25 protein-coding genes are annotated in these 26,866 nt (G+C 57.0%); 18 read left to right on the forward strand and 7 right to left on the reverse strand.

Going from position 1 to position 26,866, the window contains the following annotated elements; translation table 11 throughout:
• The first annotated feature begins 195 nt into the window (after positions 1 to 195).
• From ACZ1G7_RS02355 to ACZ1G7_RS02365, 3 genes are all read left to right on the forward strand, one after another.
• Positions 196 to 1,077, forward strand: coding sequence for a PfkB family carbohydrate kinase (locus tag ACZ1G7_RS02355; protein WP_472662000.1), 882 nt, complete (start codon positions 196 to 198; stop codon positions 1,075 to 1,077).
• The gene (locus tag ACZ1G7_RS02360; RefSeq protein ID WP_472662002.1) at positions 1,074 to 1,985 is read left to right on the forward strand and encodes a pseudouridine-5'-phosphate glycosidase; all 912 of its coding nucleotides are present in this window, start codon (positions 1,074 to 1,076) and stop codon (positions 1,983 to 1,985) included. Before ACZ1G7_RS02355 ends, ACZ1G7_RS02360 begins: the two co-directional genes overlap by 4 nt.
• A gap of 102 nt (positions 1,986 to 2,087) precedes the next feature.
• Positions 2,088 to 2,807, forward strand: coding sequence for a DUF502 domain-containing protein (locus ACZ1G7_RS02365; RefSeq protein WP_472662003.1), 720 nt, complete (start codon positions 2,088 to 2,090; stop codon positions 2,805 to 2,807).
• Between the two features lie 157 nt (positions 2,808 to 2,964).
• Here the strand turns inward: ACZ1G7_RS02365 and ACZ1G7_RS02370 are convergent, their stop codons facing one another.
• Entirely contained in the window at positions 2,965 to 4,773 is a 1,809-nt protein-coding gene (locus ACZ1G7_RS02370; RefSeq protein WP_472662005.1) for an extracellular solute-binding protein, read from the reverse strand.
• A gap of 344 nt (positions 4,774 to 5,117) precedes the next feature.
• On the opposite strand from ACZ1G7_RS02370, the gene ACZ1G7_RS02375 reads away from it, so the two are divergent.
• The 5 genes from ACZ1G7_RS02375 to ACZ1G7_RS02395 all read left to right on the forward strand — a co-directional run bounded on the left by ACZ1G7_RS02375 (position 5,118) and on the right by ACZ1G7_RS02395 (position 8,440).
• Complete coding sequence (locus tag ACZ1G7_RS02375; RefSeq protein WP_472662007.1) at positions 5,118 to 5,891, forward strand: 3-hydroxybutyrate dehydrogenase; 774 nt, start codon at positions 5,118 to 5,120, stop codon at positions 5,889 to 5,891.
• A complete protein-coding gene (locus ACZ1G7_RS02380; RefSeq protein WP_472662008.1) occupies positions 5,888 to 6,229 on the forward strand; it encodes a pentapeptide repeat-containing protein in 342 nt (113 codons plus the stop codon). The genes ACZ1G7_RS02375 and ACZ1G7_RS02380 overlap by 4 nt, the downstream gene beginning before the upstream one ends.
• On the forward strand, positions 6,222 to 7,253 hold the full coding sequence (locus ACZ1G7_RS02385) for a patatin-like phospholipase family protein (protein ID WP_472662009.1): 1,032 nt from the start codon (positions 6,222 to 6,224) through the stop codon (positions 7,251 to 7,253). The genes ACZ1G7_RS02380 and ACZ1G7_RS02385 overlap by 8 nt, the downstream gene beginning before the upstream one ends.
• Positions 7,254 to 7,334: 81 nt before the next feature.
• On the forward strand, positions 7,335 to 7,790 hold the full coding sequence (locus ACZ1G7_RS02390; RefSeq protein WP_472662011.1) for an arsenate reductase ArsC: 456 nt from the start codon (positions 7,335 to 7,337) through the stop codon (positions 7,788 to 7,790).
• Positions 7,787 to 8,440: an aquaporin gene (locus tag ACZ1G7_RS02395; RefSeq protein WP_472662013.1), complete on the forward strand. Its 654-nt coding sequence runs from the start codon at positions 7,787 to 7,789 to the stop codon at positions 8,438 to 8,440. The genes ACZ1G7_RS02390 and ACZ1G7_RS02395 overlap by 4 nt, the downstream gene beginning before the upstream one ends.
• On the opposite strand, the gene ACZ1G7_RS02400 is transcribed toward ACZ1G7_RS02395, so the two are convergent.
• Positions 8,424 to 9,044, reverse strand: a complete 621-nt coding sequence (locus ACZ1G7_RS02400; RefSeq protein WP_472662014.1) for a helix-turn-helix domain-containing protein — start codon at positions 9,042 to 9,044, stop codon at positions 8,424 to 8,426. The two genes, ACZ1G7_RS02395 and ACZ1G7_RS02400, sit on opposite strands and share 17 nt — an antisense overlap.
• Positions 9,045 to 9,123: 79 nt before the next feature.
• On the opposite strand from ACZ1G7_RS02400, the gene ACZ1G7_RS02405 reads away from it, so the two are divergent.
• The 5 genes from ACZ1G7_RS02405 to ACZ1G7_RS02425 all read left to right on the forward strand — a co-directional run bounded on the left by ACZ1G7_RS02405 (position 9,124) and on the right by ACZ1G7_RS02425 (position 13,534).
• Positions 9,124 to 10,614 (forward strand): class I adenylate-forming enzyme family protein, encoded by a 1,491-nt coding sequence (locus ACZ1G7_RS02405; RefSeq protein ID WP_472662015.1) that lies wholly within the window; start codon positions 9,124 to 9,126, stop codon positions 10,612 to 10,614.
• The gene (locus tag ACZ1G7_RS02410) at positions 10,598 to 11,248 is read left to right on the forward strand and encodes a DsbA family oxidoreductase (RefSeq protein ID WP_472662017.1); all 651 of its coding nucleotides are present in this window, start codon (positions 10,598 to 10,600) and stop codon (positions 11,246 to 11,248) included. The genes ACZ1G7_RS02405 and ACZ1G7_RS02410 overlap by 17 nt, the downstream gene beginning before the upstream one ends.
• Positions 11,249 to 11,250: 2 nt before the next feature.
• Positions 11,251 to 11,724, forward strand: a complete 474-nt coding sequence (locus ACZ1G7_RS02415) for a metal-dependent hydrolase (RefSeq protein ID WP_472662019.1) — start codon at positions 11,251 to 11,253, stop codon at positions 11,722 to 11,724.
• Between the two features lie 59 nt (positions 11,725 to 11,783).
• The gene (locus tag ACZ1G7_RS02420) at positions 11,784 to 12,905 is read left to right on the forward strand and encodes a multidrug effflux MFS transporter (protein WP_472663649.1); all 1,122 of its coding nucleotides are present in this window, start codon (positions 11,784 to 11,786) and stop codon (positions 12,903 to 12,905) included.
• 92 nt (positions 12,906 to 12,997) lie between these two features.
• Positions 12,998 to 13,534 (forward strand): peroxiredoxin-like family protein, encoded by a 537-nt coding sequence (locus tag ACZ1G7_RS02425; RefSeq protein ID WP_472662020.1) that lies wholly within the window; start codon positions 12,998 to 13,000, stop codon positions 13,532 to 13,534.
• Here ACZ1G7_RS02425 and mfd read toward each other — a convergent pair.
• Positions 13,531 to 16,989 carry a transcription-repair coupling factor gene (mfd, locus tag ACZ1G7_RS02430; RefSeq protein WP_472662021.1) on the reverse strand — a complete coding sequence of 1,153 codons (3,459 nt, stop codon included), beginning with the start codon at positions 16,987 to 16,989 and terminating at the stop codon, positions 13,531 to 13,533. The two genes, ACZ1G7_RS02425 and mfd, sit on opposite strands and share 4 nt — an antisense overlap.
• Before the next feature lie 39 nt (positions 16,990 to 17,028).
• A complete protein-coding gene (locus ACZ1G7_RS02435) occupies positions 17,029 to 17,544 on the reverse strand; it encodes a component of SufBCD complex (protein ID WP_472662023.1) in 516 nt (171 codons plus the stop codon).
• 146 nt (positions 17,545 to 17,690) lie between these two features.
• Here ACZ1G7_RS02435 and hemB point away from each other — a divergent pair, with 146 nt between their 5' ends.
• From hemB to ACZ1G7_RS02450, 3 genes are all read left to right on the forward strand, one after another.
• Positions 17,691 to 18,677, forward strand: coding sequence for a porphobilinogen synthase (hemB, locus tag ACZ1G7_RS02440; RefSeq protein WP_472662025.1), 987 nt, complete (start codon positions 17,691 to 17,693; stop codon positions 18,675 to 18,677).
• Positions 18,678 to 18,826: 149 nt separating this feature from the next.
• On the forward strand, positions 18,827 to 19,399 hold the full coding sequence (locus tag ACZ1G7_RS02445; RefSeq protein ID WP_472662027.1) for a lipid-binding SYLF domain-containing protein: 573 nt from the start codon (positions 18,827 to 18,829) through the stop codon (positions 19,397 to 19,399).
• 187 nt (positions 19,400 to 19,586) lie between these two features.
• Entirely contained in the window at positions 19,587 to 21,227 is a 1,641-nt protein-coding gene (locus ACZ1G7_RS02450; protein ID WP_472662029.1) for a peroxidase family protein, read from the forward strand.
• Here ACZ1G7_RS02450 and ACZ1G7_RS02455 read toward each other — a convergent pair.
• Positions 21,224 to 22,096 (reverse strand): NAD(P)-dependent oxidoreductase, encoded by an 873-nt coding sequence (locus ACZ1G7_RS02455; protein WP_472662031.1) that lies wholly within the window; start codon positions 22,094 to 22,096, stop codon positions 21,224 to 21,226. The genes ACZ1G7_RS02450 and ACZ1G7_RS02455 overlap by 4 nt on opposite strands.
• 79 nt (positions 22,097 to 22,175) lie before the next feature.
• Between ACZ1G7_RS02455 and ACZ1G7_RS02460 the strand changes: the two genes are divergently transcribed.
• Together ACZ1G7_RS02460 and ACZ1G7_RS02465 are read left to right on the forward strand one after the other, a co-directional pair.
• The gene (locus ACZ1G7_RS02460) at positions 22,176 to 24,650 is read left to right on the forward strand and encodes a penicillin acylase family protein (RefSeq protein ID WP_472662033.1); all 2,475 of its coding nucleotides are present in this window, start codon (positions 22,176 to 22,178) and stop codon (positions 24,648 to 24,650) included.
• Positions 24,647 to 25,186, forward strand: coding sequence for a histidine phosphatase family protein (locus tag ACZ1G7_RS02465; RefSeq protein WP_472662035.1), 540 nt, complete (start codon positions 24,647 to 24,649; stop codon positions 25,184 to 25,186). The genes ACZ1G7_RS02460 and ACZ1G7_RS02465 overlap by 4 nt, the downstream gene beginning before the upstream one ends.
• On the opposite strand, the gene ACZ1G7_RS02470 is transcribed toward ACZ1G7_RS02465, so the two are convergent.
• Both ACZ1G7_RS02470 and hflX read right to left on the reverse strand, forming a co-directional pair.
• The gene (locus ACZ1G7_RS02470; RefSeq protein ID WP_472662036.1) at positions 25,175 to 25,438 is read right to left on the reverse strand and encodes a DUF2177 family protein; all 264 of its coding nucleotides are present in this window, start codon (positions 25,436 to 25,438) and stop codon (positions 25,175 to 25,177) included. The genes ACZ1G7_RS02465 and ACZ1G7_RS02470 overlap by 12 nt on opposite strands.
• A 151-nt stretch (positions 25,439 to 25,589) precedes the next feature.
• Complete coding sequence (gene hflX, locus ACZ1G7_RS02475; protein WP_472663650.1) at positions 25,590 to 26,864, reverse strand: GTPase HflX; 1,275 nt, start codon at positions 26,862 to 26,864, stop codon at positions 25,590 to 25,592.
• Positions 26,865 to 26,866 lie beyond the last annotated feature (2 nt).

Genomic DNA, 26,866 nt, shown 5'->3' on the forward strand with positions numbered 1-26,866 from the left:
CCGTTTTCCTTTCCGGTTTAAGCCTCGGCGGGGTGTCAGAACCATGTGGTTCAACCGGTGGACCCTTCGGGATGTCTCCCCGTCGTGCCCGACCCCGCCTGCGAAGTAAGCGCGCTATAGACCAATCCCCCTGCCCTGCAAGCCTTTGTTGGCAATGCGCTTGCACGGGCTTTCTTCTAACGCCAAAAGGGAACCATGAACACACAGACAGACATTCTATGCATCGGGGCCGTCCTGTGGGATATTATAGGTCGCGCGACCGCGCATATGCGGGTGGGATCGGATGTTCCTGGTCGGATTACGCGGTTGCCGGGTGGCGTCGCTATGAACATCGCCATGGCGCTGAAAGCCTACGGTATGTCGCCCGCCGTTTTGGCCGCGATTGGCCAGGATGATGAAGGTGAGGAGCTGATCCGTGCCTGCGCGCGGCTTGGGGTCGATGCCTCGCATGCCTACCGGTCGGAAGATTTGCCAACGGATCGCTATATGGCCGTCGAAGGCGGCAACGGGTTGATCGCGGCCGTCGCGGATGCGCATTCCTTGGAAGCAGCCGGCGACAAAATCTTGCGCGCTATGAAAGATGGCGCATTTGAAGGCTGGTCCGGACTGGTGGCATTGGACGGGAACTTGACCGTCAGTTTGTTGGAACAGATCGCGCATGATCCGATGTTTGACAGGTGCGATTTACGGGTAGCTCCCGCCTCCCCCGGCAAGGCGGAACGGCTAAGCCCGTTTCTAAGCCATGAACGCGCGACGATTTACGTCAACCTAGAAGAAGCCAACTTGCTTCTACACCGCAAGGTCGGCAGCAGCGAGGCGGCTGCAGAAGGGCTCATTTCTGGCGGGCTGCGCCGGGCCGTGGTAACGGACGGTCCAAACCCGGCCAGCGTCGCAACCGCGCAAAACGTCGTGACACTGACCCCGCCCGAAGTCCTGGTGACGCGCGTCACGGGGGCCGGCGACACGTTCATGGCGGCCCATATTGCAGCAGAAGCCAGCGGAGCAAGCGCCGACGACGCATTGCAAAGCGCGCTTGAGGCCGCGGCGATTTACATATCTGGCGAAAGTTACCAATGACCCTGCCCCTTTTAAGATCATCCGAAGTTGCGGCAGCGCAAGCTGCGGGCCGTGCCGTTGTGGCGCTTGAAAGCACGATCATCACACATGGTATGCCTTATCCGCAAAATCTGGAGATGGCGCGCGGCGTGGAGCAGCTGATCCGAGAAACTGGCGCGGTGCCCGCGACCATAGCGGTCATTGATGGCACGCTGCATATTGGGCTTGAGGACGCGATGCTTGAAACGCTGGCGCAGCGGCACGACGCAGCGAAACTGTCGCGTGCAGATATGGCGCTGTGCATCGCAACTGGCGGGACCGGAGCCACGACGGTTGCCGCTACTATGATCGGCGCGCGTCTGGCGGGGATCGAAGTATTTGCCACAGGCGGCATTGGCGGCGTGCATCGGGGCGCGGAGCTGAGCTTTGATATCTCGGCGGATCTGCAAGAACTGGCGCAGAGTCCTGTCACTGTTGTGGCGGCGGGAGCCAAAGCCATTTTGGACATCCCCAAGACACTGGAAGTGCTCGAAACGCTCGGCGTACCGGTCATTGCCTTTGGGCAAGACAGCCTACCCGCCTTTTGGTCGGCGCAAAGCGACTACCCTGCCCCGCAGCGCCTTGATACACCCACCCAAATCGCGGCTGCGCACCGGATGCGCACAGTGATGCAGATCCCCGGCGGGCAGTTGGTGGCCAACCCGGTACCGCTGGCCGATGAGATCCCACGGGTCGAGATTGAGCCGATCGTTTTGCAAGCCTTGGAGGAAGCGCAGACCCAAGGGATTGCCGCAAAAGCCGTCACACCTTTCTTATTGCAGCGGATTTTTGAACTGACGGAAGGACGCTCGCTGGTGACGAACATTGCCCTAGTGCGCAACAACGCGCGGCTGGCGGCACAAATCGCCGTTGAGATGGGCAAACAATAAATCGCCAAAGTCAAAACACACCGTTCACGCGCGGTTTGCTTGTACGTGTGTGGCCCACGGCATAAGTAGACATGCAAGTATATTAGGGTAGTGCACCTTTCGATGTCTGAAGACCCAAATCCAACGCCGCGCCGTCCCGGCTTTTTCTCACGGTTCCGTGGTAATTTCCTTGCCGGTTTGATCGTGATTGCGCCGATTGGCCTGACGCTCTGGCTGATCTGGACCGTCGTAGGTTGGATCGACAGCTGGGTCTGGCCCTTCGTGCCGGCCGGATATCAGCCCGAGGCTTTGGTCAATTGGGCGCTTGGATACCCTGAAGAACGCATCAAAGTTAATGTGCGTGGGATCGGCGTCATTATCTTCCTGATCTTTACCGTCATCGTTGGCTGGATCACGAAAGGGTTCTTGGGCCGTTCATTCCTGCGCTGGGCCGAGGGTCTTGTGAGCCGCATGCCGATTGTGCGGTCGGTTTATTCCGGTGTGAAACAAATCGCCGAGACGGTGTTTTCCCAGCGTGACACATCTTTCGACAAGGCATGCTTGGTTGAATACCCGCGCCGTGGCATCTGGGCGATCGCGTTTGTGTCGACCACGGCCAAAGGCGAGATTTCAAGCGGTATCCCGGTGGAAGAGCAGAAGGTTTCTGTCTTCCTTCCGACGACGCCGAACCCAACGTCTGGCTTCCTACTTTTCGTGCCGAAATCCGACATTATTGAGTTGGATATGAGCGTCGAAGACGCCGCGAAATTGGTGATCTCGGCGGGGCTGGTGTATCCGAACGAGAAGAACCCGTCCGAGCCGCCAAAACTCGCTGCTGAGTAGTCCCCGCTAGAGCGCGCGCCGCACGGCTTGGCTGGTTTGTTTTACGTCTTCGGCGACGCCCTCCACCGTGTTGCACGCGGCCAATGCGGCACAGGCCGCGACGAAAAATGCAAATCGTTTCATTCTGCTCATTCCTCAGATGCCCGTTTTGGGCTGTTTATTCTTCGATCCACCAGACATCTGGCAGATAACCCGGCCAATCGCCATAAGCAGGTGTCTCGTCGGGACGTTTCATGGATTTATCATGCGCCAACCGTGAGATCGGTGAGAACCAAAGCGGGATCACGTAGCGCCCTGTCAGCAGCAATCGGTCGAGCGCTTTGACGGCGGCAAGATAGTCCTCCCGGCTTTCGGAGGTCAGCATCTCTTGCACCATGGCATCAATCGCCGGGTTTTTGATCCCCGCGATGTTGCGCGAACCGGAAGTATCGGCGGCATCCATGCCCCAATAAGCCAGCTGTTCATTGCCAGGGCTAAGCGACAGGCCCCGTGTTGTATAGGTCATGTCGAAGTCGAAATTGTCGATGCGTTCGCGGTACTGGGCGCCGTCAATAGTATCGACGGTCGCAAAGATACCAATGCGTTCAAGGGCTTGCGTGTAGATATTTAGGATCGCCTGATTTTCAGAACTGCCGGTTTGCATCAGGATCGTGAAGTTGAGTGGTTTCCCCGCATCAGACGTCATGACCCCGTCTTTGATTTGCCAGCCCGCTTCGGCCAGCAGATCCTGGGCTGCAACTATGCCCGCGCGATTGCGCGCGGTGCCATCAGAGACAGGCAAACTGTAGCCTTCTATCGCGCCGGGCAGCAGGGTTTCGCTTTGGGCCTCTAATAGTTCCAAAACCCGGCCAGATGCCGCTTCGTGATCCATGCCCAAAACCGAATTCGAGAAGTAAGAGGTGATACGCGGCTGATCCCCGCCATTGAGCTTTTCGTTGATAAACTCAAAGTTGAAGGCTTGGATCATCGCTTCGCGCACGCGCCAATCACTGAAAATCTCACGCCGCGTATTCATTGCAAAGCCGGTAATACCTGAGGGACGTGCATGCGGGATTTCTGATTTGACGACTTCGCCGGAAGTGACGCGTGGAAAATCAAATTGCTGGTCCCATTTCTGGGCGTTGGTTTCGCGGTGCGACGTAAGCTCACCTGCTTTGAAGGCTTCGAACATGGCCGTCGCGTCCGCGAAAAATTCCATGCGGATTTCATCGACATTATTGGTGCCGCGCCGAAATGGAATGTCCGCCCCCCAATAGTCAGGGTTGCGTTTAAGGGACACAAAACGGCCAGCTTCGAAATCATCGATCACGTATGGCGCCGATGAGATCGGGATCTCCGTCAGCCCGCTTTCGGCGAAATCCTTGCCCTCCCATTGGGCCTTTTTCAGGATCGGGCGCAGCCCCATGATAAGCGCCAACTCGCGGTCTTCGACATTGAAGGTGAATTTGACGGAACGCGGACCGGTTTGTTCGGCTGAGGCGACTTTCGCCCAACTGCCCCGGTAGCGCCCATGGCCTTCGGTGCCCAAGGTTTCATATGACCAGATCACGTCTTCAACCGTGACAGGTGTGCCATCTGAAAACCGCGCTTCTTCGCGCAGCACAAATTCGACACTGTCTCCGGCGGGGCTGACATCTATCGATTCGGCCAAAAGCCCGTAGAGCGTGAACGGCTCATCGATTGAGCGCCCCATCAGGCTTTCATAGGCAAGGAAGCGCAGTTGCCAAGGAACGCGGCCTTTCTGGATATGTGGGTTAAGCGAATCAAAGCTGCCCACTTCCCCTGCTGAAACCGTTCCGCCCTTGGGCGCATCAGGATTTGCGTAGGGTAGCGACACAAAATCTGGGGGGAGTGCCGGTTCACCATACATAGCTATGCCATGGTTTGGCTCCGCTTGCGCCAATGTGGCGAAAACGGCGCTTGCGAGGCCTGCTGCAAAGGCGGCTCGGAAAAACACTGATCTCATTTTGGCAACGCTCCCTCATGCGCCTATTATTATTGGGTTTAACGCTAAAGTGGCTTTTGGGGGAATTCAAACTTTATGCTTGGCTGCGCGCAAGTCATTGCTTATAAAGAGGTTACTGCTCGATAGGTTTCTTGCCTGTATGAAACCTGCCTCAATAACTTAACACCAGCTTCGGCTGGTGTTTTTTTTGGCCCAGAGCTTTGCTTGCAAGGCATCATCGCAAAAGACGACCATTGGCCTGTTGACCTTGTGACGCCGCGCACAGTGGTCAATTCGATGGTAACGTGTCCTAGGGCGCGTTAGGATGCAGGTGCAGCATTGATCCCAAATTAGGAGGACACACCATGTCAATCGCCGGGAAAACCGCCGTCATTACAGGATCGAATTCAGGCATCGGACTTGGGATCGCGCAAGAGTTGGCTGAACAGGGCGCACATGTCGTTTTGAACTCCTACTCAGATACGGATGAAGACCATGCGCTTGCCAAGTCCATCAGCGACGCGACAGGTACCAATGCGCGCTATATCCAGGCCGATCTGTCGAATGCCGAACAGTCGCGCGCCTTGATTGAGAAAGCGGGCGCGGTCGATATCCTCATCAACAATGCAGGCATCCAGCATGTCGCACCGATCGAAGATTTCCCAGTCGAAAAGTGGGACATGATCATGGCGATCATGCTGTCATCGGTCTTCCATACTACCGCAGCAGCACTGCCAATGATGCGCAAATCAGGTTGGGGCCGGGTCATCAATGTGGCCTCGGCGCATGGCTTGACCGCCTCGCCCTACAAATCTGCCTATGTTGCGGCCAAACACGGCGTTGTCGGAATGACCAAAGTGGTTGCCTTGGAAACCGCGCAAGAACCGATCACCGCAAACGCCATCTGTCCAGGCTACGTGATGACACCGCTGGTTGAGAGCCAAATCCCTGACACAATGAAGAAATACGACATGGACCGTGAAACGGTGATAAAAGAAGTCATGCTGGAACGTCAGCCATCGAAGGAATTTGCAACGACGAAGCAGCTTGGCGGCGTTGCTGCATTCTTGTGCTCGGACGCGGCTACGCAGATCACCGGTACGACCTTGTCGGTCGATGGCGGGTGGACTGCGTTATGAGCGGAGAAAACGAAGCCGGTCGCGACCTTCTAGAAATCGACAACATGTTTTTGTGCGGGTCGACCTTTTCGCGGGTCAGCTTGAAGGGAGCGCGTTTCAGCGATGCGCATCTGATGGAGGCGCAATTGGACGATGTGAACGCCGCGTCGATGCAGTTTGAAAACACGAACCTTGCGGACAGCCGGTTTCACAACGTGAATATGTCGGGTGTCGACATCCGCAATGCCAATCTGGCCAGGCTCGCGATTAGTGATGCCAACATTACCGATGCCACTTTGAATGGAATTAAGCTGACCGATCTGCTGGCAGCTTACGAGGCGCAACAGGGCAATGGGTAAAACCAAATCCATCAATTTGGCCCTTCAAGGTGGCGGCGCGCATGGTGCTTTTACATGGGGCGTGTTGGATTGCCTGTTGGAAGAAGAACGCCTTGAAATTTCTGGTGTTTCGGGCACGTCAGCGGGGGCATTAAACGGTGCTGCGCTGAAGTCCGGACTGGTCTTGGGCGGGCGTACAGCCGCGAAAGAAAAGCTCGACTGGCTTTGGTCAGAGATCGGTGCGGTCGAGCATGAGGCCCTGCCCGTTTGGATGGCCGGCTTGCCGCCCGAGCTGTTCAGTAAATCAATGGAGCTGTCGCCGGGGTTTATGGCCCTTGATATGCTCAGCCGTATGTCAACGCCTTATCAATTTGCCGCGTTGCTGCCGCACCCGCTGAAACGCATTGTAGAGAATTTCTCGTATGACCGGGTCTGCGCTGCCGATGGCCCTGAGCTGTATATTTGCGCGACCAATGTGCGCAGTGGCAAGATCAAGATATTCTCAGGTGAGGACATCACGACGGATGCGATCCTGGCCTCGGGCTGTTTGCCAACCTTGTTCAAAGCGGTTGGGATTTACGACAAGAAAACCAAACGCGTAGAGGCCTATTGGGACGGCGGCTATATGGGCAACCCTGCGCTCTTTCCTTTGTTTCCGAACGCGACGCGCGACATTGTGATCGTCAATATCAACCCGCTGTACCGCGAAGACATCCCCAAGACCCCGCAAGATATTCAGAACCGTATTAATGAGATCAGCTTCAACGGTTCGCTGTTCCGCGAATTGCGCGCGATCCAGTTCGTGCGCGATCTGCTTGCCAAAGGCGCTGTGAAGCCGGGCACGATGGAGGATGTGTTGATCCACATGATCTCTGACGACAGCCTGATGCGTCAATTGTCGGTGGCTACAAAAACGGTACCGAACGCCGTTATCCTGGACCGATTGAAGATGGCGGGACGCGCGGCTGCTGAGCGTTTCTTAGGCGCGCATTGGGACGATCTGAACGAAACCTCCTCTGTCACCTTGCGGGACATGTTTTCTTGATCTTTGCGCGTCGATTTCGGTGTTCAGTTACAAATCCGTTACAAGGTTCGCGTATCCCGCCCAAAAACTGCAGGAGGGGCGATGAACATTCTTGTTTTGTGCACGGGTAATTCCGCGCGATCGATCTTGTTGGAGGCGATTTTGGCCGACATGGGCTATCGTAGCTATTCTGCTGGGTCCAACCCCGCTGGGACGGTTCATCCGGTTGCTCTCAGCACGCTTGCCAGACATGGGATCACGCCTGACGCGCCACGCTCAAAGTCTTGGGATGAATTCGATCAGGCCTCCGGCATTGAAATGCAGTTGGTGATCACGGTCTGCGGAAATGCGGCGAATGAGACCTGCCCGATCTGGTTTGGCGCACCGATGCAGGTGCATTGGGGGGTAGAAGATCCTGCTGCCGCTTCGTCTGAGGATCAGGAACGAGTCTTTGAAACTGCGTACCAAATTCTCAAACGTCGCGCTGCCGCGTTTCACGCTTTGCCGAGCGATGCGCGGAACAAAGACGCACTAGCGCAGATCGGAACACTGGCGTGATCCGGAAACTGGTGTCCGAAGGATTGGGAACCGCCTTCCTGCTGATCGCGGTTGTGGGCTCCGGCATCATGGGCGAGGGCCTTGCGGATGGAAACACTGCCGTGGCGCTTCTGGCCAATGCGATTGCCACGGGCTGCGCACTGTATTTCCTGATTACCATCTTGGGCCCAGTGTCGGGCGCACATTTCAATCCAGCGGTGACTTTGGCGTTCTTACTGCGCGGTGAAATCGCCCTGATGACAGCGATCTTATTCGTTGCGGTGCAAATCGTCGGTGGCATCATTGGCGTTTGGCTTACCCATATCATGTTTGACCTTCCCGTTTTGCAGTCATCAACAACGGCCCGCACGGGCACCGCCCAATACGTGTCTGAATTGATCGCGACATTCGGACTGCTTTTCGTGATTTTCGGCGGAATCGCGTCCAAGGCCTCCGCCGTTCCGGCGCTTGTCGCGCTCTATATCACCGGCGCGTATTGGTTCACGTCATCGACGAGCTTTGCAAATCCGGCCGTCACAATCGCGCGCGGGTTCAGCGACACATTTGCGGGCATCGACCCCGCGCATGTCCCAATGTTCATTGCGATGCAGTTGATTGCCGCTGTGCTGGGAACATTCGCATTGAAATGGCTGTTCAGCCCAGAGACGTAACCCACAACACGCTGGCATCTTCGGAACTGGTCGAGATCAGGTTGTGCCCCATTGACGCGTCATAATAAGCGCTGTCGCCGCGGACCATATCCACGGGTTCATAGAATTCGCTAAAGAACCTGATCTTGCCAGTGAGGACAAACACGAATTCTTCGCCGTCATGGCGGACCCATCCGTCAAATTCGTCGAAGCTGCGTGCCCGGATTTTGGTCCGGTAAGGCAGCATCGACTTTTTGATAAGGCCTGACGCGAGCAGCTCATGCTCATAGGTCGTCGTAACCAGCGGTTTTCCGGTGTCGGAGCGCGTCACGTCCATACGGCCTGAGACCTGATCCCGTTTGGGCGGTGTAAATAGCTGCGGCACGTCGATGCCAAGCCCGATAGCCAGCTTTTTCATCAACTCAAAGGTCGGCGACATCTGGTCGTTTTCGATTTTGGATAAGGTCGAGCGCGCGAGCCCGGCCTCTTTGGCAGCGCGTTCTAACGTCCAGTCACGTTCTTTGCGCAGCTCCCGGACGCGGCGGCCCAGATCTAGCTGTTCAGCCGGGCTTACCGAGCCATCTTCGCGGGTGATGTTGAGCGATTGCATTTCTTCAAAGGACATGAATGAGTGAATACCGCGCACTTTTGGTCGCGACAATGGCCCACTTGCAATAAGCCGGGGCGCGGCGTAGCGACGAGGCATGGTTTCTGTGTTCGATCAAGGCCCGCCCACGCCCTGCCCTACGCCATTCAATATGGCGCAATACGTGTTGGCGCAAGCAGACCGGTTTGGCGATAAACCGGCCCTGATTATCACCGGGGATGAGGCTCAAACCCTAAGCTTTCATGCGCTCAAATCTCGCGTTCGCGCTTGTGCGGGCGGGCTACGCGCGGCGGGGTTGCAGCCAGGTGACCGGGTGCTGTTTCGGCTGGGCAACAGCGTTGAATTTCCTATCGCATACCTTGCTTGTATCTGGGCTGGGATCGTCCCCGTGCCTGCATCTGCCGCGCTGACGCAACCCGAAGTCGATGAAATTGATCGGCAGGTGCAGCCGTCCGCAATTCTGACGGCTCAGGGTGTCAGCTTGCCGAAAGACAGCCGAGCGTGGGTTCTGGCTACGCTGCCGAAAGGCGCGCCGATCCAGGCTGAATTGGGCTCACCTGACCGGCTGGCCTATATTGTATTTACTTCTGGAACGTCCGGCACCCCACGCGGTGTGTGCCATGCGCATCGTGCGATTTGGGCGCGGCGGATGATGCATTACGGATGGTACGGCATTGGCGCGCAGGACCGGGTGATGCATGCGGGCGCGTTCAATTGGACCTACACGCTTGGCACTGGTTTGATGGACCCGTGGAGTGTTGGCGCGACGGCCATAATTCCGGCACCCGGGACAAAAAGCAGCGACCTGATGGCTTTGGCGGCGGAACATGATGTTGCACTTTTTGCAGCAGCGCCGGGGGTTTATCGACAGGTGTTGATGTCGGATGTCCCGAATCTGCCAGAGCTGCGACATGGGTTATCCGCAGGGGAACACCTTTCAGACAATTTGCGCGACCAATGGCGCATACGGACCGGCACAGAAGTGCATCAAGCTTTGGGGATGTCGGAATGCTCAACCTTCATATCATCCTGTCCCAGCGACCCTGCATTGCCTGGTAGCAGTGGGAGGCCACAACCCGGACGGCGCGTGGCCATTCTGGATGGTGGGACGCCCGTGCCGTTTGGCGCACCGGGCGAACTGGCGATTTCTACGCAGGATCCGGGCTTGATGATCGGCTATCTTGGTGGGCCCGCGCTCGAGGGGGCGTGGTTTATGACAGGCGACATCGCGTCAATGTCTAAGGACGGTTTAATCACCTATTTGGGGCGCGCGGATGATATGATGAATGCGGGTGGATTTCGGGTCTCTCCGCTGGAAGTTGAGGCATGTTTTTCGGCTCTGTCCGGCCTTTCCGCCTGCGCTGCAATTGAGGTACAGATTAAGGCCGATGCTAGTGTAATTGCCTTGATTTATAGCGGTGACATAGATGAACACGCACTGCGCGCGCATGCGCAGACCAATCTGGCCCGCTACAAACAACCGCGGGTTTACATCCCCCGTGAGGCGCTTCCATATAGCGCCACCGGAAAGTTAAACAGACGCGCCTTGCGCGACGCATATGAGGCCCAAAATGTCAGGCAAAATTAAGCTAGATATCATTTCTGACCCGATTTGCCCTTGGTGCTATATCGGCAAATCCGGCCTTGACCGAGCGCTTGAGAAGAACCCCGATCATCCCTTTGAGGTCGAGTGGCACCCGTTCCAGCTTAACCCTGACATGCCGCGCGACGGCATGGACCGCCGCACCTATTTGGAAACCAAATTTGGCGGCAAAGAAAACGCCATACGTGTCTACGGGCAGATTGCGGATGCCGCTGAAGCTGCTGGGTTAAAGATCAACTTTGAAGCCATTGAAAAAACACCAAATACCATAGATGCACATCGCCTGATCCATTGGGCCGGGCTTGAGGGTCGCCAGACCGCCATCGTGTCGAAACTGTTCAAAGCGTATTTCGTGGAAGGCCGCGATATAGGCGATCACAGTGTTCTGGTTGAAATCGCGGGGGCCGCCGAGATGAATACCGATATGGTAAGCCGCCTTTTGAACAGCGACAGCGACCTTGAAGACGTCAAAGCGCGCGATGCCCATGCGCGCGAGCGCGGTGTCACCGGCGTGCCGACCTTCGTGGTGGCAAACCAACATGTCCTACCCGGCGCTCAGCCACCCGATCTTTGGGAACGCGTGCTTGATGAGCTGCGCGTGAAAGCTGCCGAGACCTAGGGGTGATCACAGCCCATCTTCCTTCGGGATATGTTCTGTCTCATCTGATCCGGCCAAGAACATGGCCGTTGATTTTGACGGCAATAATTGGTGCCGCGTGGCCTGATCTGGATTTGATATGGTTTTTCTTCGTTGATGACCGTGCCATCCACCACCATCGCTATTGGGTGCATGCCCCGGGTTTCTTGGTCATGTGTTTAGTTGTTGCCGCGCCGACTATCGTCTGGTTGCAAGGAGTAGTGCGGAAAGCGGTGCTTGTCTTTTTCGCGGCGTGGTTTTTGCATCTGTGTTTAGATACGATTGTGGGTGAGATTATGTGGCTTTGGCCGTTTTCCCATCAATTGTTTCACCTGTTCGAGGTTCAACCGACTCATAGCCACTATGTTCTTTCCTTCATGGCGCATTGGACCTTCTTGCTGGAAATCCTGATTTGGTGCGCCGCAGGAGCGCTCTATTGGAAAAGGTCTGCATCGTGACCGCAGCCAAACGCCTGCAAACGCCAGAGTTTATCGCGATTATTGCGCTTAATTTTGCGATGGTTGCGTTCTCTATTGATGCGATGTTACCCGCCTTGCCTGAGATCGCGCAGGAGGTCAGCCCGCTGGATCGCAACCGTGCGCAGCTGGTGATCAGCGCCTTCGTGTTGGGTATGGGTGTTGGGACGTTCTTTACAGGACCCTTGTCCGACCGTTTTGGCCGCAAACCTGTGATTTTGGTCGGTGCGGCCGTGTATATGATAGGTGCCGGTTGGGCCGCGCAGGCAGACACGTTGACGGAATTGCTTTCCGCACGGGCGCTACAAGGTCTTGGCGTGGCGGGGCCACGGATCGTCGCGATGGCGATCATTCGTGACATTTATGAAGGCCGCCGTATGGCGCAAATCATGTCATACGCCATGCTTATTTTCACACTGGTCCCGGCGATTGCGCCCTTGCTGGGTGAGGTCATCATTGACGGGTTCGGGTGGCGCGGGATTTTTGTTGCCTGCATTGTGTTTTGCACAATTTCAACCGGCTGGCTGACGATCCGCCAGCCCGAGACACTTCCGCGTGACAAAAGACGCTCGCTCAAGCTGAGCGCATTGTGGGATGCGACGCAAACCTGCTTCAATCATCGCGTGTTCACACTGTCTGTCGCGGCGCAGGTGCTGACCTTTGGGATGCTCTTTGGCGTGCTTAGCTCGGTCCAACAAATTTTTGACGTGACTTATGCGCGTGCTGACAATTTCCCGCGATGGTTTGCCGTGATCGCATTGGTCGGCGGGACTGCAAGCATTTTGAACGCCTCGCTGGTGATACGTCTGGGCATGCGTCGGATGGTCGAGATTGGGCTAGGCGGACAGGTCTTGCTGTCGGCTTGTGTCCTAGCGCTTGGGTTATCGGTTGGATTGCCGTTTTGGGCTTTTGTTGCATGGACCACATCTGTGTTTTTCATGGTCGGATTTGTCATCGGCAATCTTAACGCGCTCGCGATGGAGGCGGTGGGGCATATTGCCGGATTGGCGGCATCCGTTATGGGGTCGATTGCAACGGTTCTGTCAGTGCTGATCGCCGCCCCGTTGGGGTTGCTTTTCAACGGCACCGCAATCCCGCTTGCGGGGGGTATCATGCTGCTCTCGGCACTTGCCTTCTGGGTGGTCAGGCGCGGGATGCAGTAGCGACGCACAGGTGGTGTGCGGTAAACTGCATGTTGCGACATTCTGTTTGACTCTAGAAGCACTTGATAAACTCATTTTAAAGGACCGGTGCCATGTTAATGCCCCGCAAGAAAACCCCAAATCTGACACTTCCCATGCTGGACGGCAGCACGTTTGATCTGTCATCGGCCACCAGTGAACGCGGCACGGTCGTGTGCTTCTATCGCGGGTTGCATTGCCCTATCTGCGCGACCTATCTCAAAGAGCTAGAGCGCCTGACACCCGAATTCGCCGAACGTGGCGTCGATACAATTGCAGTATCATCCGACACCCAAGAACGCGCGCAAGCGATGAAAGACAAAGTGGGCGGCGACACATTGCGCTACGCCTATGATTTGCCGCTGAGCGAGGCCCGCGATTGGGGGCTCTATATTTCCACGTCTCGCGGCAAAACGTCGATTGGTATCGAAGAACCCGCGCTTTTCTCTGAACCAGGTCTGTTCTTGGTGAACTCGGATCAAACCCTCTACTACATGTCGGTGCAAACGATGCCGTTCGTGCGTCCGCATTTCAATGAGTTGCTGGGTGCTTTGGACTTCGCGATTGCAAATAATTACCCGGCACGGGGCGAATATGAGGGCGCCGTCTAGCTGGCTTTCTTAGCCGGTTTGAATTTTCCGGCCTTCTCGGCAAGATCACGGGCAATTGCGAAAGCACCCTTGATCTTGTCGGCATCTTTCTTCCAGTCACGACGCACCACGACCTTATTGTCTTTCATCTTGGCCAAATTGCTTGGTTCTTGCAGGTATTCGACAAGGCCTTCGGGACGGGCAAATTTGTTTTCGTGGAATTCTATTGTCGCGCCACGTTCCCCGGCATTCAGCTTGGAAATCCCTGCCCGCTTGCACATCGCTTTGATGCGCACGACCAGAAGCAGCGTATTGACCTCTTTTGGCAATGTACCGAACCGATCAATCAATTCTGCCGCGAAACCTTCCAACTCGACCTTGGTGGTGAGGTTTGACAGGCGACGATAAAGGCCCAACCGCACGTCGAGATCGCTGACATAGGTTTCTGGGATCAAGACTGGCACGCCGAGGTTGATGGTGGGCGCCCATTGATCATCTGCCTCGGTCAGGCCTTCCATCTGGCCGGAGCGGATCTTGGCAATCGCTTCCTCCAACATGGATTGGTACAGCTCATAGCCGACTTCCCTGACCGATCCGGATTGCTCCTCCCCCAAAACATTGCCTGCGCCCCTGATATCAAGGTCTTGGCTGGCGATGTTAAAGCCCGCACCAAGACTGTCGAGCGAGCCCAACACGCGTAGTCGTTTCTCCGCAGTGGGGGTCAGTTTTGTGCGCGGCTTGGTCGTCAGATAGGCATAGGCGCGGGTCTTAGATCGGCCCACCCTGCCCCGAATTTGGTAGAGTTGGCTCAGCCCGAACATGTCTGCACGGTGGATCACCATTGTGTTCGCGGTAGGAATGTCGATGCCAGACTCAACAATCGTTGTGGCCAGCAACACGTCATATTTACCGTCATAAAACGCGTTCATACGGGTATCTAGTTCGCCCGGCGCCATCTGACCATTGGCGACGACATAGCTGACCTCCGGCACGTGCTCTTTGAGGAATTCTTCAATGTCAGGCAGGTCGGCGACGCGCGGCACGACGTAAAAACTTTGCCCGCCGCGATAGTGTTCGCGCAACAGCGCTTCGCGGATCGTGACGGCGTCGAATTCGGACACATAGGTGCGGATGGCAAGCCGGTCGACCGGGGGCGTGCCAATGATAGAAAGCTCACGCACGCCCGACAGGCTTAGCTGCAACGTGCGCGGGATTGGTGTGGCGGACAATGTTAGCACATGGATGTCAGAGCGCATCTGCTTGAGCTTTTCTTTGTGCTGCACGCCGAAATGCTGTTCTTCATCGATGATCAGTAGCCCAAGGTTCTTGAACTTCACCTGCTGAGACAAAAGCGCGTGGGTGCCGATGGCGATATCGACCTCGCCGCGCGCGATCCCGTCGCGGGTTTGTGCGGCTTCTTTCGTGCCAACAAAGCGCGACAGCTGTTTGACGTTTAGTGGGAACCCGCGGAAGCGTTCCGCGAAGCTTTGGGTGTGCTGGCGACTGAGCAGCGTGGTGGGCGCGACCACCGCGACTTGCAATCCGGCAGCGGCAGCTACAAAGGCGGCGCGCATCGCGACTTCGGTTTTGCCAAAGCCCACGTCGCCGCAAACGAGCCGGTCCATCGGGCGGCCCTTGGCCAGATCGTCGATGACAGCTTCGATTGTCGTGAGTTGGTCCTCGGTTTCCTCGTAAGGGAAGCGGGCGCAGAACGCCTCCCACATCTCGTCATTGGGTTCTAGGATCGGGGCGCGTCGCAATTCGCGCTCCGCCGCCACCCTGATGAGGCGGTCTGCCATATCTTTGATGCGCTGCTTGAGCCGTGCTTTCTTGGCCTGCCATGCGCCCCCGCCCAGTTTGTCGAGCAGCCCTTCTTCATGCCCATACCGGCTGAGCAGTTCGACATTCTCGACAGGTAGAAACAGCCGGTCACCGCCCGCATATTCGAGCAGAATGCATTCATGCGGCGCGCCAGCGGCAGTCACGGTTTCCATGCCGGTAAACCGTCCGATGCCGTGATCGACATGGACCACCAGGTCGCCGGGGCTGAGCGATTGCGTCTCAGTCAGGAAATTCTCTGCGCGCTTTTTCTTGCGTGCACCGCGTATCAAGCGGTCGCCAAGAACATCCTGTTCGGAAATGACGGCCAGATCGGGCGTGACGAAACCCTGCTCAAGCCCCCAAACCGTCAGGTGGACGCCACCGGGTGTGATGTCGCGCGCGGAATTGATCTGCTTGGCATCATGCAAATCGTGATCGGCCAGAAGCCCGGTGAGCCGTTCGCGCGCACCGTCGGAAAAACTGGCGATGACGACAGGTTTTGTGGCGCGCAGCTTGTCGATATGGTCCGCCAAGGCCCCAAAGAGATTTAGGTTTTCGGACTGACGCTCTGGCGCAAAATTGCGCCCGTCGCGCCCGCCCGCATCTGTGACACCCGGGCCGGTTGCTTGCTGCAAGATCGCGAATTGCAGAACGCGCCGGTCGGTCACCATCGCCTCCCACGCCGCATCATCAAGATACAGCAAGCCGGGTGGGACTGGTTTATAGACCGTGTCGATCCGCGCTTTTGACTTCATCGCCTCGACGCGGTTGTCGTATTGGTCGGCAATCGTTTCCCAACGCGATAGGCGCGCCGGCGTCATTTGATCATCAAGGCTGATCGACGCTTCAGGCAAGTAGTCGAAAAGATGTTCCAACCTGTCGTGGAAAAACGGCAGCCAATGCTCGATACCTTGATGCTTGCGCCCTGCGCTAACGGCTTCATAAAGCGGGTCATCAGTGCCCGCTGCGCCGAATTCGATCCGGTAGTTCTGGCGGAACCGCGTGATCGATGCCTCGTCCAAGATGACCTCGGAAACTGGCGCAAGTTCCACACGGGTCAGTTTTTCGGTGGTCCGCTGGCTGGCTGGATCAAAGCGGCGCGCGCCGTCCAACACATCGCCAAACAGATCGAGCCGAACCGGGCCGCTTTCGCCGGGCGGGTAGATGTCAATGATACCGCCGCGCACGGCGTAATCGCCGGGCTCCATAACGGTTGGGCTTTGGGTAAAGCCCATGCGAACCAAAAAGCCGCGCAATGCGGCCTCATCAACGGTTTTGCCAACCTCGGCTGTGAAACTTGATTGCTCCAGAATGGCGCGGGCGGGAACGCGTTGGGTTGCGGCCGACAGCGTTGTCAGCAAAATGAATGGGCCAGCGACACCTTGCGACAGCGCTGCAAGCGTTGCCATGCGGGTTGCCGAGACATCTGAATTTGGCGAAGTGCGATCAAATGGCAGGCAATCCCAAGCCGGGAAGGTCAACACGGGAATGCCCGGAGCAAAAAACGCAAGCGCGCTTTGGATCGCGGCTAACCTTCGGTCATCGCGGGCCACATGGATATGCGCGTCTGTGCGCTCCAACTCCTTCAGGATCAGCTTGGCATCGAACCCTTCGGGCGCGCCGGAAATGGTAACATGATCTAGAGGCTGTGACATTCCCGCTGACATACGCCCCCGAGCCGTCAGGTCAAGCGCTCAGAGCACGCCCGCGGAGATATTGACGTACATCCCCCACATTGAGCTGACCAAAATCGCCACCATGCCCATTGCCTGTATCGTGACACGGTGCCTGCGCAAGATGCGGAACAGCTCTTCGCCCCGTAGATGCTTAGCCTTACGCGCGTTGTAGATTGACAGCGCAAAGATCAACAGCATCGGCACAAGAATCAAGGTTAGTGCCTGACAAAACTCCACCCCATGAAAAAAACCGCTGACCACCAAAACAGTCACGATGAATGCGGCGAAAACGGTCAGCCAGGTGCCCGCCTCATCTGCGATATAGGTCAGCCGGTTCGCATTGATCCGTACCAAGTCTTGCAGATCCTGTTCCGCCTGACCGCCCTGTTTTGCCGCGCGGCTGACCATGTCAAATGGCACCCCCAACACGTAGTGCGAGGCCGTCGACCAAAACACGGCCAACATGATCCAAAACCACAAATTGGAGAAGGAGCGCAGGTCAATCAGCTCAAAAGCCGTTACGTAGAAATCCAAACTTCGGGTGCCTCTTGGCTGATCTTGTCTGTTCGCACCGGGGCACATTAGCGGGCACGGCTCTTGAGTGCCAGAGCTCTGTGCGCTTGAGACGCTACGAAAAACATGGCACGCAGACAATTAACGTAAAGAGAATGGACCAAAAGATGACGCAGCAGATCGCCACGCGCTTCAGACGCACCAAACGAACATCGGCGCTGCGGGCCATGGTGCAGCAAAACACACTAACGCCCGCCGACCTGATCTGGCCGATGTTTGTCACCGGTGGTCAAAACCAGCGGGACCCGGTGCCGTCTATGCCAGGTGTAGAGCGATTAAGCGTGGATTTGATTGTCGAGGCCGCACGAGAAGCCAAGTCATTGGGCATCCCGGCGGTCTGCCTGTTTCCCTACACCGACCCCGTGTTGAAAACGCAAGGGTGCGAGGAAGCATGGAACTCCGATAATCTGTCAAACCGCGCCACCAAGGCGATTAAAGATGCAGTGCCTGAGGTCGCGGTGATGACGGATGTCGCGCTCGACCCGTATAACATCAACGGGCATGATGGCATTGTGCGTGACGGCGTGATTGTGAACGATGAAAGCGTTGAGGCTTTGGTCAAGATGGCGCTGGCGCAGGCTGAGGCAGGCGCGGATATCTTGGGGCCGTCCGACATGATGGATGGCCGGATCGGCGCGATGCGAGATGCGCTTGAAGGCACGGGCCACACAGATACGGCGATCCTTAGCTATGCGGCGAAATATGCGTCCGCTTTCTATGGCCCATTCCGCGATGCGGTCGGTGCGTCCGGGGCGCTGACGGGCGACAAGAAGACGTATCAGATGAACCCTGCCAACCGCGACGAAGCGGTGCGGTTGGTCGCGCGCGATCTGGATGAAGGCGCGGATATGGTAATGGTGAAGCCGGGCATGGCTTACTTGGATATTTGCCGCGATGTTAAAGACGCGTTTGGCGCGCCGACATTTGCCTACCAAGTCTCCGGCGAATACGCGATGTTGATGGCCGCGGCGCAAAATGGCTGGCTGGAAGGCGACGCCGTCATGATGGAAAGTCTGATGGCCTTTAAACGCGCCGGCTGTGATGGGGTGCTGAGCTATTTTGCACCGAAAGCGGCTCGGTTGCTTGCAGGGTAATGCAATTGCGCGGGAGCTTGCCTATCGCCGAGCGGCTTAGCGCGCAAATTCCGTGACAGCGCTGTGTTTATGGCTTAAGTTATCCCCAATGCACCGCGAAACGCGGGCAATGGACAGAGCAGTCATAAAGTAAAATACGGGCGGATATCATGGGTAAAATTTCATCGGGCCTTTCACGGCGCAATTTTGTGTTCACTGGCGCAGCCTTGGGCGGGCTTGCGGCCTGCGGAAATGGTGTAGGCAGCCAGGGGGGCGCAAAAATCGACGCTCGTGTCGATCAAGCCTTTAACTTCATGTACACCAACATTCCCGGGACGCAGGATCTGGCAAGCAAAGCGGTTGGGGTCTTGATGATGCCGGTCGTCTCCAAGGTCGGTTTGATCGGCCCCGGTGGGTCCTACGGCCGTGGTGCGCTGCGGATCAATGATACAACGGTTGACTACTACTCGACCACCTCTGCCACTTTTGGCTTCCAGCTGGGCGCGCAGCAATATTCGAATGCATTGTTCTTCATGACCGAAGAAGCACTTGCTGACTTCCGTCGGTCGCCCGGTTGGACACTTGGCGCGGATGCGGAATATGTGGTCTCGAATGAGGCTGGAAATCTGGGTGTGGACACAACGACGGCGCTTAGCCCGGTGATTGCTGTGATTTTTGGTCAGGCCGGTTTGATTGCCGGAGCCACAATCGAAGGCAATAAATTCACGCGGATTATCCCTTAGTTTTTAGGCAATTGCCTTAATCTGCACGGATTTGGCCGGTTTTTCGAACAATTTGAGGATGCGTCAGGTTATTTTGACGCATCCAATCGTTTTCCGTTGAATTAAGACTTTTTCTAGGCAATCTTCTCATCACAAACCCGTGAGCGGGTCGTTATCCAGTGTTTTTAATGAGTGTGAGGTTGTCCTGATGAAGACCCAATCCGTAGTGAAATCTGTTTTGTTGGCGAGCGCTTCCGCTACGCTGATCTGCACGGCTGCACAAGCCGCGACGTTGCCGAGCTTTTACTTTGAGGCGGTCGCGAACGGCGTTCCAGCCGGTCCAAACCTGCCTGCGACCTCGGCACTCACGCAGCTCGAACGAGTTGCTCCTTCGGCCTATGATGACGGCATTGGCAGCCCCGGCAATGCGCAAGCACCCAACCCGCGCGCCCTTTCGAACGCGCTTGCCGACGTCAAATTCAAGAAAACCGACGCAGTACCATTGTCAAATATGGCGGTCGCTTTCTCGCAATTGATCGCCAGTCACGAAATCGCAAAATCGCCCACCGATGCGGGGCCCGCGAACTCTATCGCCATAGCCGTCGACCCAAGCGATCCGGTTGCACAAACCGGCAGCGGCACGCCTGTTATGTTTCAACAACGTTCAACGGCCGCACCCGGTACGGGCGTCGCAGGCACACCGCGCGAACAGCTCAATGATGTCACGCAAGCCTTCGACGGCTCGACCGTTTATGGCAGCAACAAAACGCGCGAAGACATGCTGCGGACCCTTGATGGAACCGGCAAGATGAAAACCAGTGCCGATGGTGGGTTGCCTGAATTTGGGGGGCGCCCCACAGCCGGTGACGTACGCGCCGACGAAAATGTCGCGCTGCAATCGCTGCATGTTCTGTTCGTGCAAGAACACAACCGTCTGGCCGAGGTGATCGCACAGGGCTGCGCCGCCGAGGGTCGTGACTGTTCTGGTGAAGAAATCTTCCAAGGCGCACGCGGTATCGTCGCTGCCACTCAGGAAAAGATTTTCTATGACGAATTTTTGCCGATCTTTCTGGGTGAGGCTGACCTTACAAAACTGATCCCCGACGCGAGCCTGCTGAACAGACCAGCCGCGGTGCTGAACGAATTCACCGCAGCCGCAGGACGCATTGGCCATACCCAAGTGCCTGACACGATCACAGCTGGTTTGCCGGGTGGACCGATGCGTGAAGACAAAATCGAAGATTGCCTGTTCAGCCGCACCTGTGTTGGCGGAGCCAGCCTGGATGAAATGCTCTACGGCGCGGGCACGCTCAAAGCTGCGGCGGTTGATACAAATGTTACTGATGGTCTGCGCAATGGGCAGGTTAACGGCTTTGGTCAAACAATCCTGATCGATTTACTTGCGACGAATATCAACCGCGGTCGCGACCATGGCTTGGCTGATTTTCTGGCGGTCCGCGAAGCGCTGGGCTTTGCCCCATCGCTTTTGACAGATTTGCTGAGCCAAGACCTGATCGACCTGTATCCAACGGGCAATGTCGATCTGCTTGTCGCCCTTTTTGCTGAAAAGCGTGATCCCGGCGACTACCTTGGCGAGACTGGTAAGGCCTTGTGGGCGCTGCAGTTCGAACAGTTGCGGTCAACGTCAGGCCTGTTGTTTGATACCCGCTGGGACAGCTATTTTGACGGCATGACAATGGCCAGCCTGATTGCGAATAACACATCGCTCAAGGCATCAGACTTTGGTGCGAGCGCGTTTCTTGCACCGGTGCCGCTGCCTGCCAGCTTGGCCTTTCTGCTGGCAGGTCTGGGCGGGTTCGGCGCGTTGCGCCGTCTCAAGCGCGCCTAGTCTAGCTTTCTAAGCCGTTCAATCAACGCGGAGGTGTCCCAACGGGCACCTCCCATTTTTTGGACCTCTTTGTAGAACTGATCCACCAACGCAGTGACGGGCAAAGATGCGCCGTTTTCATCAGCGGTATCCAGACAAATTTCAAGGTCCTTGCGCATCCAGTCGACCGCAAAACCATGGTTGAATTCGCCGTCGAGCATCGTCTCAAACCTATTCGCCATTTGCCAGGAGCCGGCGGCCCCTTGGCTGATCACCTCAACCACGGCTTTTCCGTCGAGCCCTGCTTTTTCTGCAAAGTGAAGGCCTTCGGATAGGCCTTGAACGAGCCCGGCGATACAGATTTGGTTCACCATCTTGGTCAACTGCCCTGCCCCGCTTTCGCCCAGCCGTTTGCAGGCTTTGGCATAGGCGTCGATGATAGGCTCGGCGCGGGCGTATGCGCCGGCATCACCGCCACACATCACGCCCAGCTGGCCGTTTTCCGCCCCTGCTTGACCGCCTGAAACAGGGGCGTCCACAAAGCTGACCTGTTTCGCGTCGGCGGTTGTGTATAGCTCCCGCGTAACTTTGGCCGACACCGTGGTGTGATCGACAAAAACCGTACCAGCGTTCATAGCGCCCAAAGCGCCGTCTTCGCCCAAACAGACAGCGCGCAGATCGTCATCATTGCCGACACAGGCCATAACGAAGTCACTGCCTTCGGCAGCCTCACGCGGGGTGGTGCCCATTGCGCCGCCATGTTCAGACACCCAGGCCTGCGCCTTCGCCGTGGTCCGGTTATATACCGTAACGTCATGGCCCGCTTTCACCAAATGACCTGCCATAGGGTAGCCCATGACCCCCAGCCCCAGAAAACTTACTTTCGCCATGTCGCGCCTCGCTGTTTGATTGAACTTCGCCAGACACGGATGATACACCGAACACCAAGGGTCAAGAGCAGGGCAAAACATGGCAAAGGTGTTCCAATGGTCGATGCGGCTATTTTTGGCATTGGTGCTGCTGTTTTGGCTCGCGATCTTGGTGTTTTACTACCTCGCCTCGCGCTCGTTGCCTGATTATGACGCGTCGTTTGAACTGCCGGGTCTGAGCGCCCCAGTCGAGATTGTACGCAATAATTCCGGTGTGCCGCATATCTTTGGGCGCAGTGATGCCGATGTGTTTTATGCGCTGGGGTTTGCCCATGCGCAGGACCGTTTGTGGCAGATGACAATGCTGCGACGCACCGCACAAGGGCGCTTGTCTGAGTTGTTTGGTGAACGAACGCTCCGCACAGACGAGCTATTGCGTCGCTATGACATTTACGGGCACGCGCAGCGGTCGGTGGCGGCCCAAGACGCGCCCACCCGTGCGATGCTGACTGCCTATTCGGACGGGGTAAACGCTTGGATCCGTACGGTTAACAGCGACGCCCTGGGGCGCGGTGCGCCGGAGTTCTTTCTATTTTCGCCTGAAATTGCGCCTTGGCAACCCGCAGACAGTTTGGCCGTGATCAACCTTATGGCGGTACAACTGACCGGCAGTCTGGGCCGTGAAGTTACACGCGCACGCGCCTCTTTATTGCTGCCTGCGGAACGGGTACGCGACCTGCTGCCAGATGATCCGTCTAAAGGCATTGCAGCGTTGGATTTTGCCGCACTATTTCCGCAAGAAAGCTTCCCGTCGCCCAAACCGTTTCAGAGGGAGGCGGATCCGCTTGTGGCCGCCCTGTCGCCGTTCAAAGCGCATGAACTCGCCGGGGCATCGAACGGCTTTGCCGCTGCGCCAAAACGGTCGGCGGCAGGGGGGACCCTCCTTGCCAATGACCCACATCTTGGTCTGACCGCGCCATCAATTTGGTATCTGGCGCGTCTAGAGCTTGCCTCCGGTGGCGTGATTGGCGGCACTATTCCCGGTATCCCGCTGGTTCTGAGCGGTCGTAGCGAAACCACGGGCTGGGGGACCACCACCGCCTATGTCGATGATCAAGATGTCCATATCGAGAAGCTGAACCCCGACAACCCGAATGAATACCTGACGCCGGATGGCTACAAACCATTTCGAACCCGCCAGTCGATCATTTCGGTCGCCGAAGGCGCCCCGGTTACGATTACCTTGCGCTGGACAGAAAACGGCCCTGTGCTGCCCGACTACCATTCCGAGCTTGGCAGTGTGACACCAGCGGGCCATGTCACGTCGGTCAATTGGACAGCTTTGACGGACACCAACACGTCAATGCAGGCCGGGTTGAAACTGATGATGGCGGGCAATCTTGACGAGATGATTGCGGCTACAGCCGACCATGTAGCTCCGGCACAAAATCTGACACTGGCAGACAGCAACCGGATCGCCATAAAAACCATCGGCTACATCCCGCGCCGCAATCCAAATCATCAATCGCGGGGCCGGATCCCGTCGCCCGGATGGTTGGCCGAGAACCGTTGGCAGGGTGTGATGCCGGATGCGACCAATCCGTTATTTGTAGACCCACCGGGCGGCATTGTTGGCAACACCAATAACAAGATGGTCGACCGCCCTTTCCCTGACCACGTCAGCTACGCTTACGGTGACACGCAACGCGTGCAACGCTGGCGGCGTTTGATGCAGAACCGGCAGGTCCATACGCGCGACAGTTTTATCGAAGCGCAGCTGGACACAGTGTCGTTTACCGCGCGGTCGTTGCTGCCATTGGTGGCAGCGGACCTTTGGTTCACCGGCGAGCCCGCCCCAGACGGTACGCCCGAACGGCAAAGACAGCGCGCGCTAGAATTGCTGGCCAGTTGGAATGGTGAGATGTCGGAACATTTGCCCGAACCGCTAATTTACGCCGCTTGGATGCGAAGCTTGCAGCAGCGGTTGATCCGCGACGAGATTGGCCCGCTCAGTTCCGATTTCAAACATGTCTCGCCCTTGTTTATTGAACGGGTTTACCGTGATATCGACGGCGCTGCGGTCTGGTGCGACGTGGTTCAATCAGCCGCCGTGGAGACTTGCACTGATACAGCGCGGATGGCGTTGGATGAGGCGGTGTTGTGGCTCACCGAAAAATACGGGCCAAATATCGAAAGCTGGCGCTGGGGCGACGCGCATGAAGCGACGCATGATCATCAGGTTTTGGGCACGATTCCAGTGTTGAATTGGTTCGTGAATATTCGCCAGTCGACATCAGGTGGTGACAACACGTTGCTGCGTGGCAAGACCCGCGGCTCGGGGCCGGATCCGTTCCAAAACGTGCATGCGGCGGGCTACCGCGGGGTTTATGACTTTGATGACCCCGAAAGTTCGGTTTTTGTGATGTCGACGGGGCAATCGGGGCATCCGATCTCGCGGCACTATGACGATCTTGGCGTCTTGTGGCGTCGTGGCGAATTTATACCGATGACCCTTGATCCAGCCCTTGCGCGCGCGGGCGCAGTGGGCGTGAACAAATTGGAGCCTCTGCAGTGAGCATTTACCTGATCCGCCACGGTCAATCTGAATTCAATGCAGCCTACACGGGCGACGGCGACCCGTTGATTTGGGACGCGCCGTTGACAGAGAAAGGTCAAACGCAAGCGATTGGATTGCGGGACCGGGTGCGCGATTTGGGTATCACGCATCTTTATTGTTCGCCATTGACCCGCGCGATCCAAACCGCGCGACTGGGTTTCCCGGACATGATCCCGCAGGTTTGGCCACTTGCACAGGAACACCAGGAACATAGCTGCGATGTTGGGCGCTCCGCTGATCTGTTGGCGCAGGATTTTCCAGAGCTGTCATTTGACGATTTACCGAACCCTTGGGGATATCAGGGCGAAAAGAATGACATCGGTGTCGCGGTTGAGCCCGACGAGTTGTTTCGTGCCCGCATGGCGGAGCTACGCCGCGCATTGCTTGCCCTGCCCCACGCGCATGTCGCGTTGGTGTGCCACGGGTATGTGATGGAAGAAGTGACCGGCGTAGACGATCCGGACAATTGCGAAATCGCTGAACTAAAGCGGTAGAGCGCGGGTGATCGCGATGCCTGCGGCTGCTGATGTTGCGGTCATCACGGTGCCCCATGTCACATCCACAACCACCATATGCCAGCTCCACCCCTTTGTGACGGCAAGCGAGGTGAATTCGTAGGTGCCAAACGCCAATGCGCCCAGGATCGCGGCGTTTCCGGCAACCCAGAGCAGGGATTTGTCCCCTGCCAAAGCTGGCGCGGAAACAAACCACAAAATCCCGACCACATAGAAGGCGTAGAACAGCAAAGCCGGGCCAATGCGCGGGGAGTTCTAGCAACAGATGTGGGATGTATTTCTCAAAGACAGGTTTCACGACGACGCCCAGACCGAAGAAATCAATGCCCAGAAAGACGATGAAAGTCGCGGCGTAGAGGATCAGATAGGTCATTGCTGGGCCCTAGAGTTTTTCGTAGCGCGCCTTTTGCTTTGCGCTCCACGTGACAGATAGAGCGAAACCCTGTTCTGTCGCCTCTTCTCTGTCGACGACTTCCTGCTCGAACAACCACGCACGCTTGCGGCCTTCGTCAAAGCCGAGCGTCAGCGCCTCGGATGTAGTGGCCTCGGTCACCTGTTCGGAGATGGCAGCCAAAAGTGTGTCCAACCCTGCGCCGGTCAACGCAGAGGTAACGAAAATCGCGTCATCGCGCGCGGCCATGTTTTCGCGCGTTTCCAGATCGCCCGCGCTGAGCTTGTCGAGCTTATTCCAAACCTCGATGGTTTTTACGCCTTCGTCGACGCCAAGATCGGCAAGGATGCGACGCACGTCATCGGCTTGATTGTCGGTCTCAGCGTGCGAGATATCACGCACATGGAGGATCAGATCGGCCGAGAGCACTTCCTCCAACGTCGCGCGGAAGGCCGCGACAAGCTGTGTTGGCAGGTCTGAAATAAAACCCACCGTGTCGGACATGATAATTTCGACGCCATCGGGTAATTCGACCGACCGCATGGTGGGGTCTAGCGTCGCAAAGAGCATGTCCTTGACCATGACATCGGCGCCGGTTGTGCGGTTAAACAGGGTCGATTTTCCTGCGTTGGTGTAGCCCACCAAGGCCACAATCGGGAACGGCACTTTGGCGCGGGCGGCGCGGTGTAGCTCACGCGTTTTAACGGTTTTTTCGAGCTGCTTTTTGATCCGGTTGATCGCTTCATCGATTGCGCGCCGGTCGGCCTCAATCTGCGTCTCGCCCGGACCACCGACAAAGCCCAAACCACCGCGTTGTCGTTCAAGGTGGGTCCAGGCGCGGACCAGTCTTGTGCGTTGGTAAGACAAAGCGGCCAGTTCGACCTGCAACACGCCCTCCCGCGTGGCCGCCCGATCGGAAAAGATCTCAAGGATCAAACCCGTCCGGTCGAGGATTTTGACCTTCCACTCCTTTTCAAGATTGCGCTGTTGAACCGGCGTGACGGGGCCGTCTATGAGAACCAGCTCGACCTCTTCGTCGTGAAAGCGCGTGCGCAGTTCATCGATTTTGCCGGTACCAAACAACGTGCCTGCACGGGTTTTGGGCAGTGGCACCACTTCGTGGCCCACGACTTCAAGCCCAGGCAAAGCAACGCCCAATGCAACTGCTTCGGCCAGAGCCTCATCCGGCGCTCGGCCGGACGCAGTTTCACGGTTTTTCAGGTCGGGATGCAGCACCCATGCGCGGGTGGTGCGCGGCGTGTCAATTT

Source organism: Litoreibacter sp. JB4-2 (genome assembly GCF_055693445.1).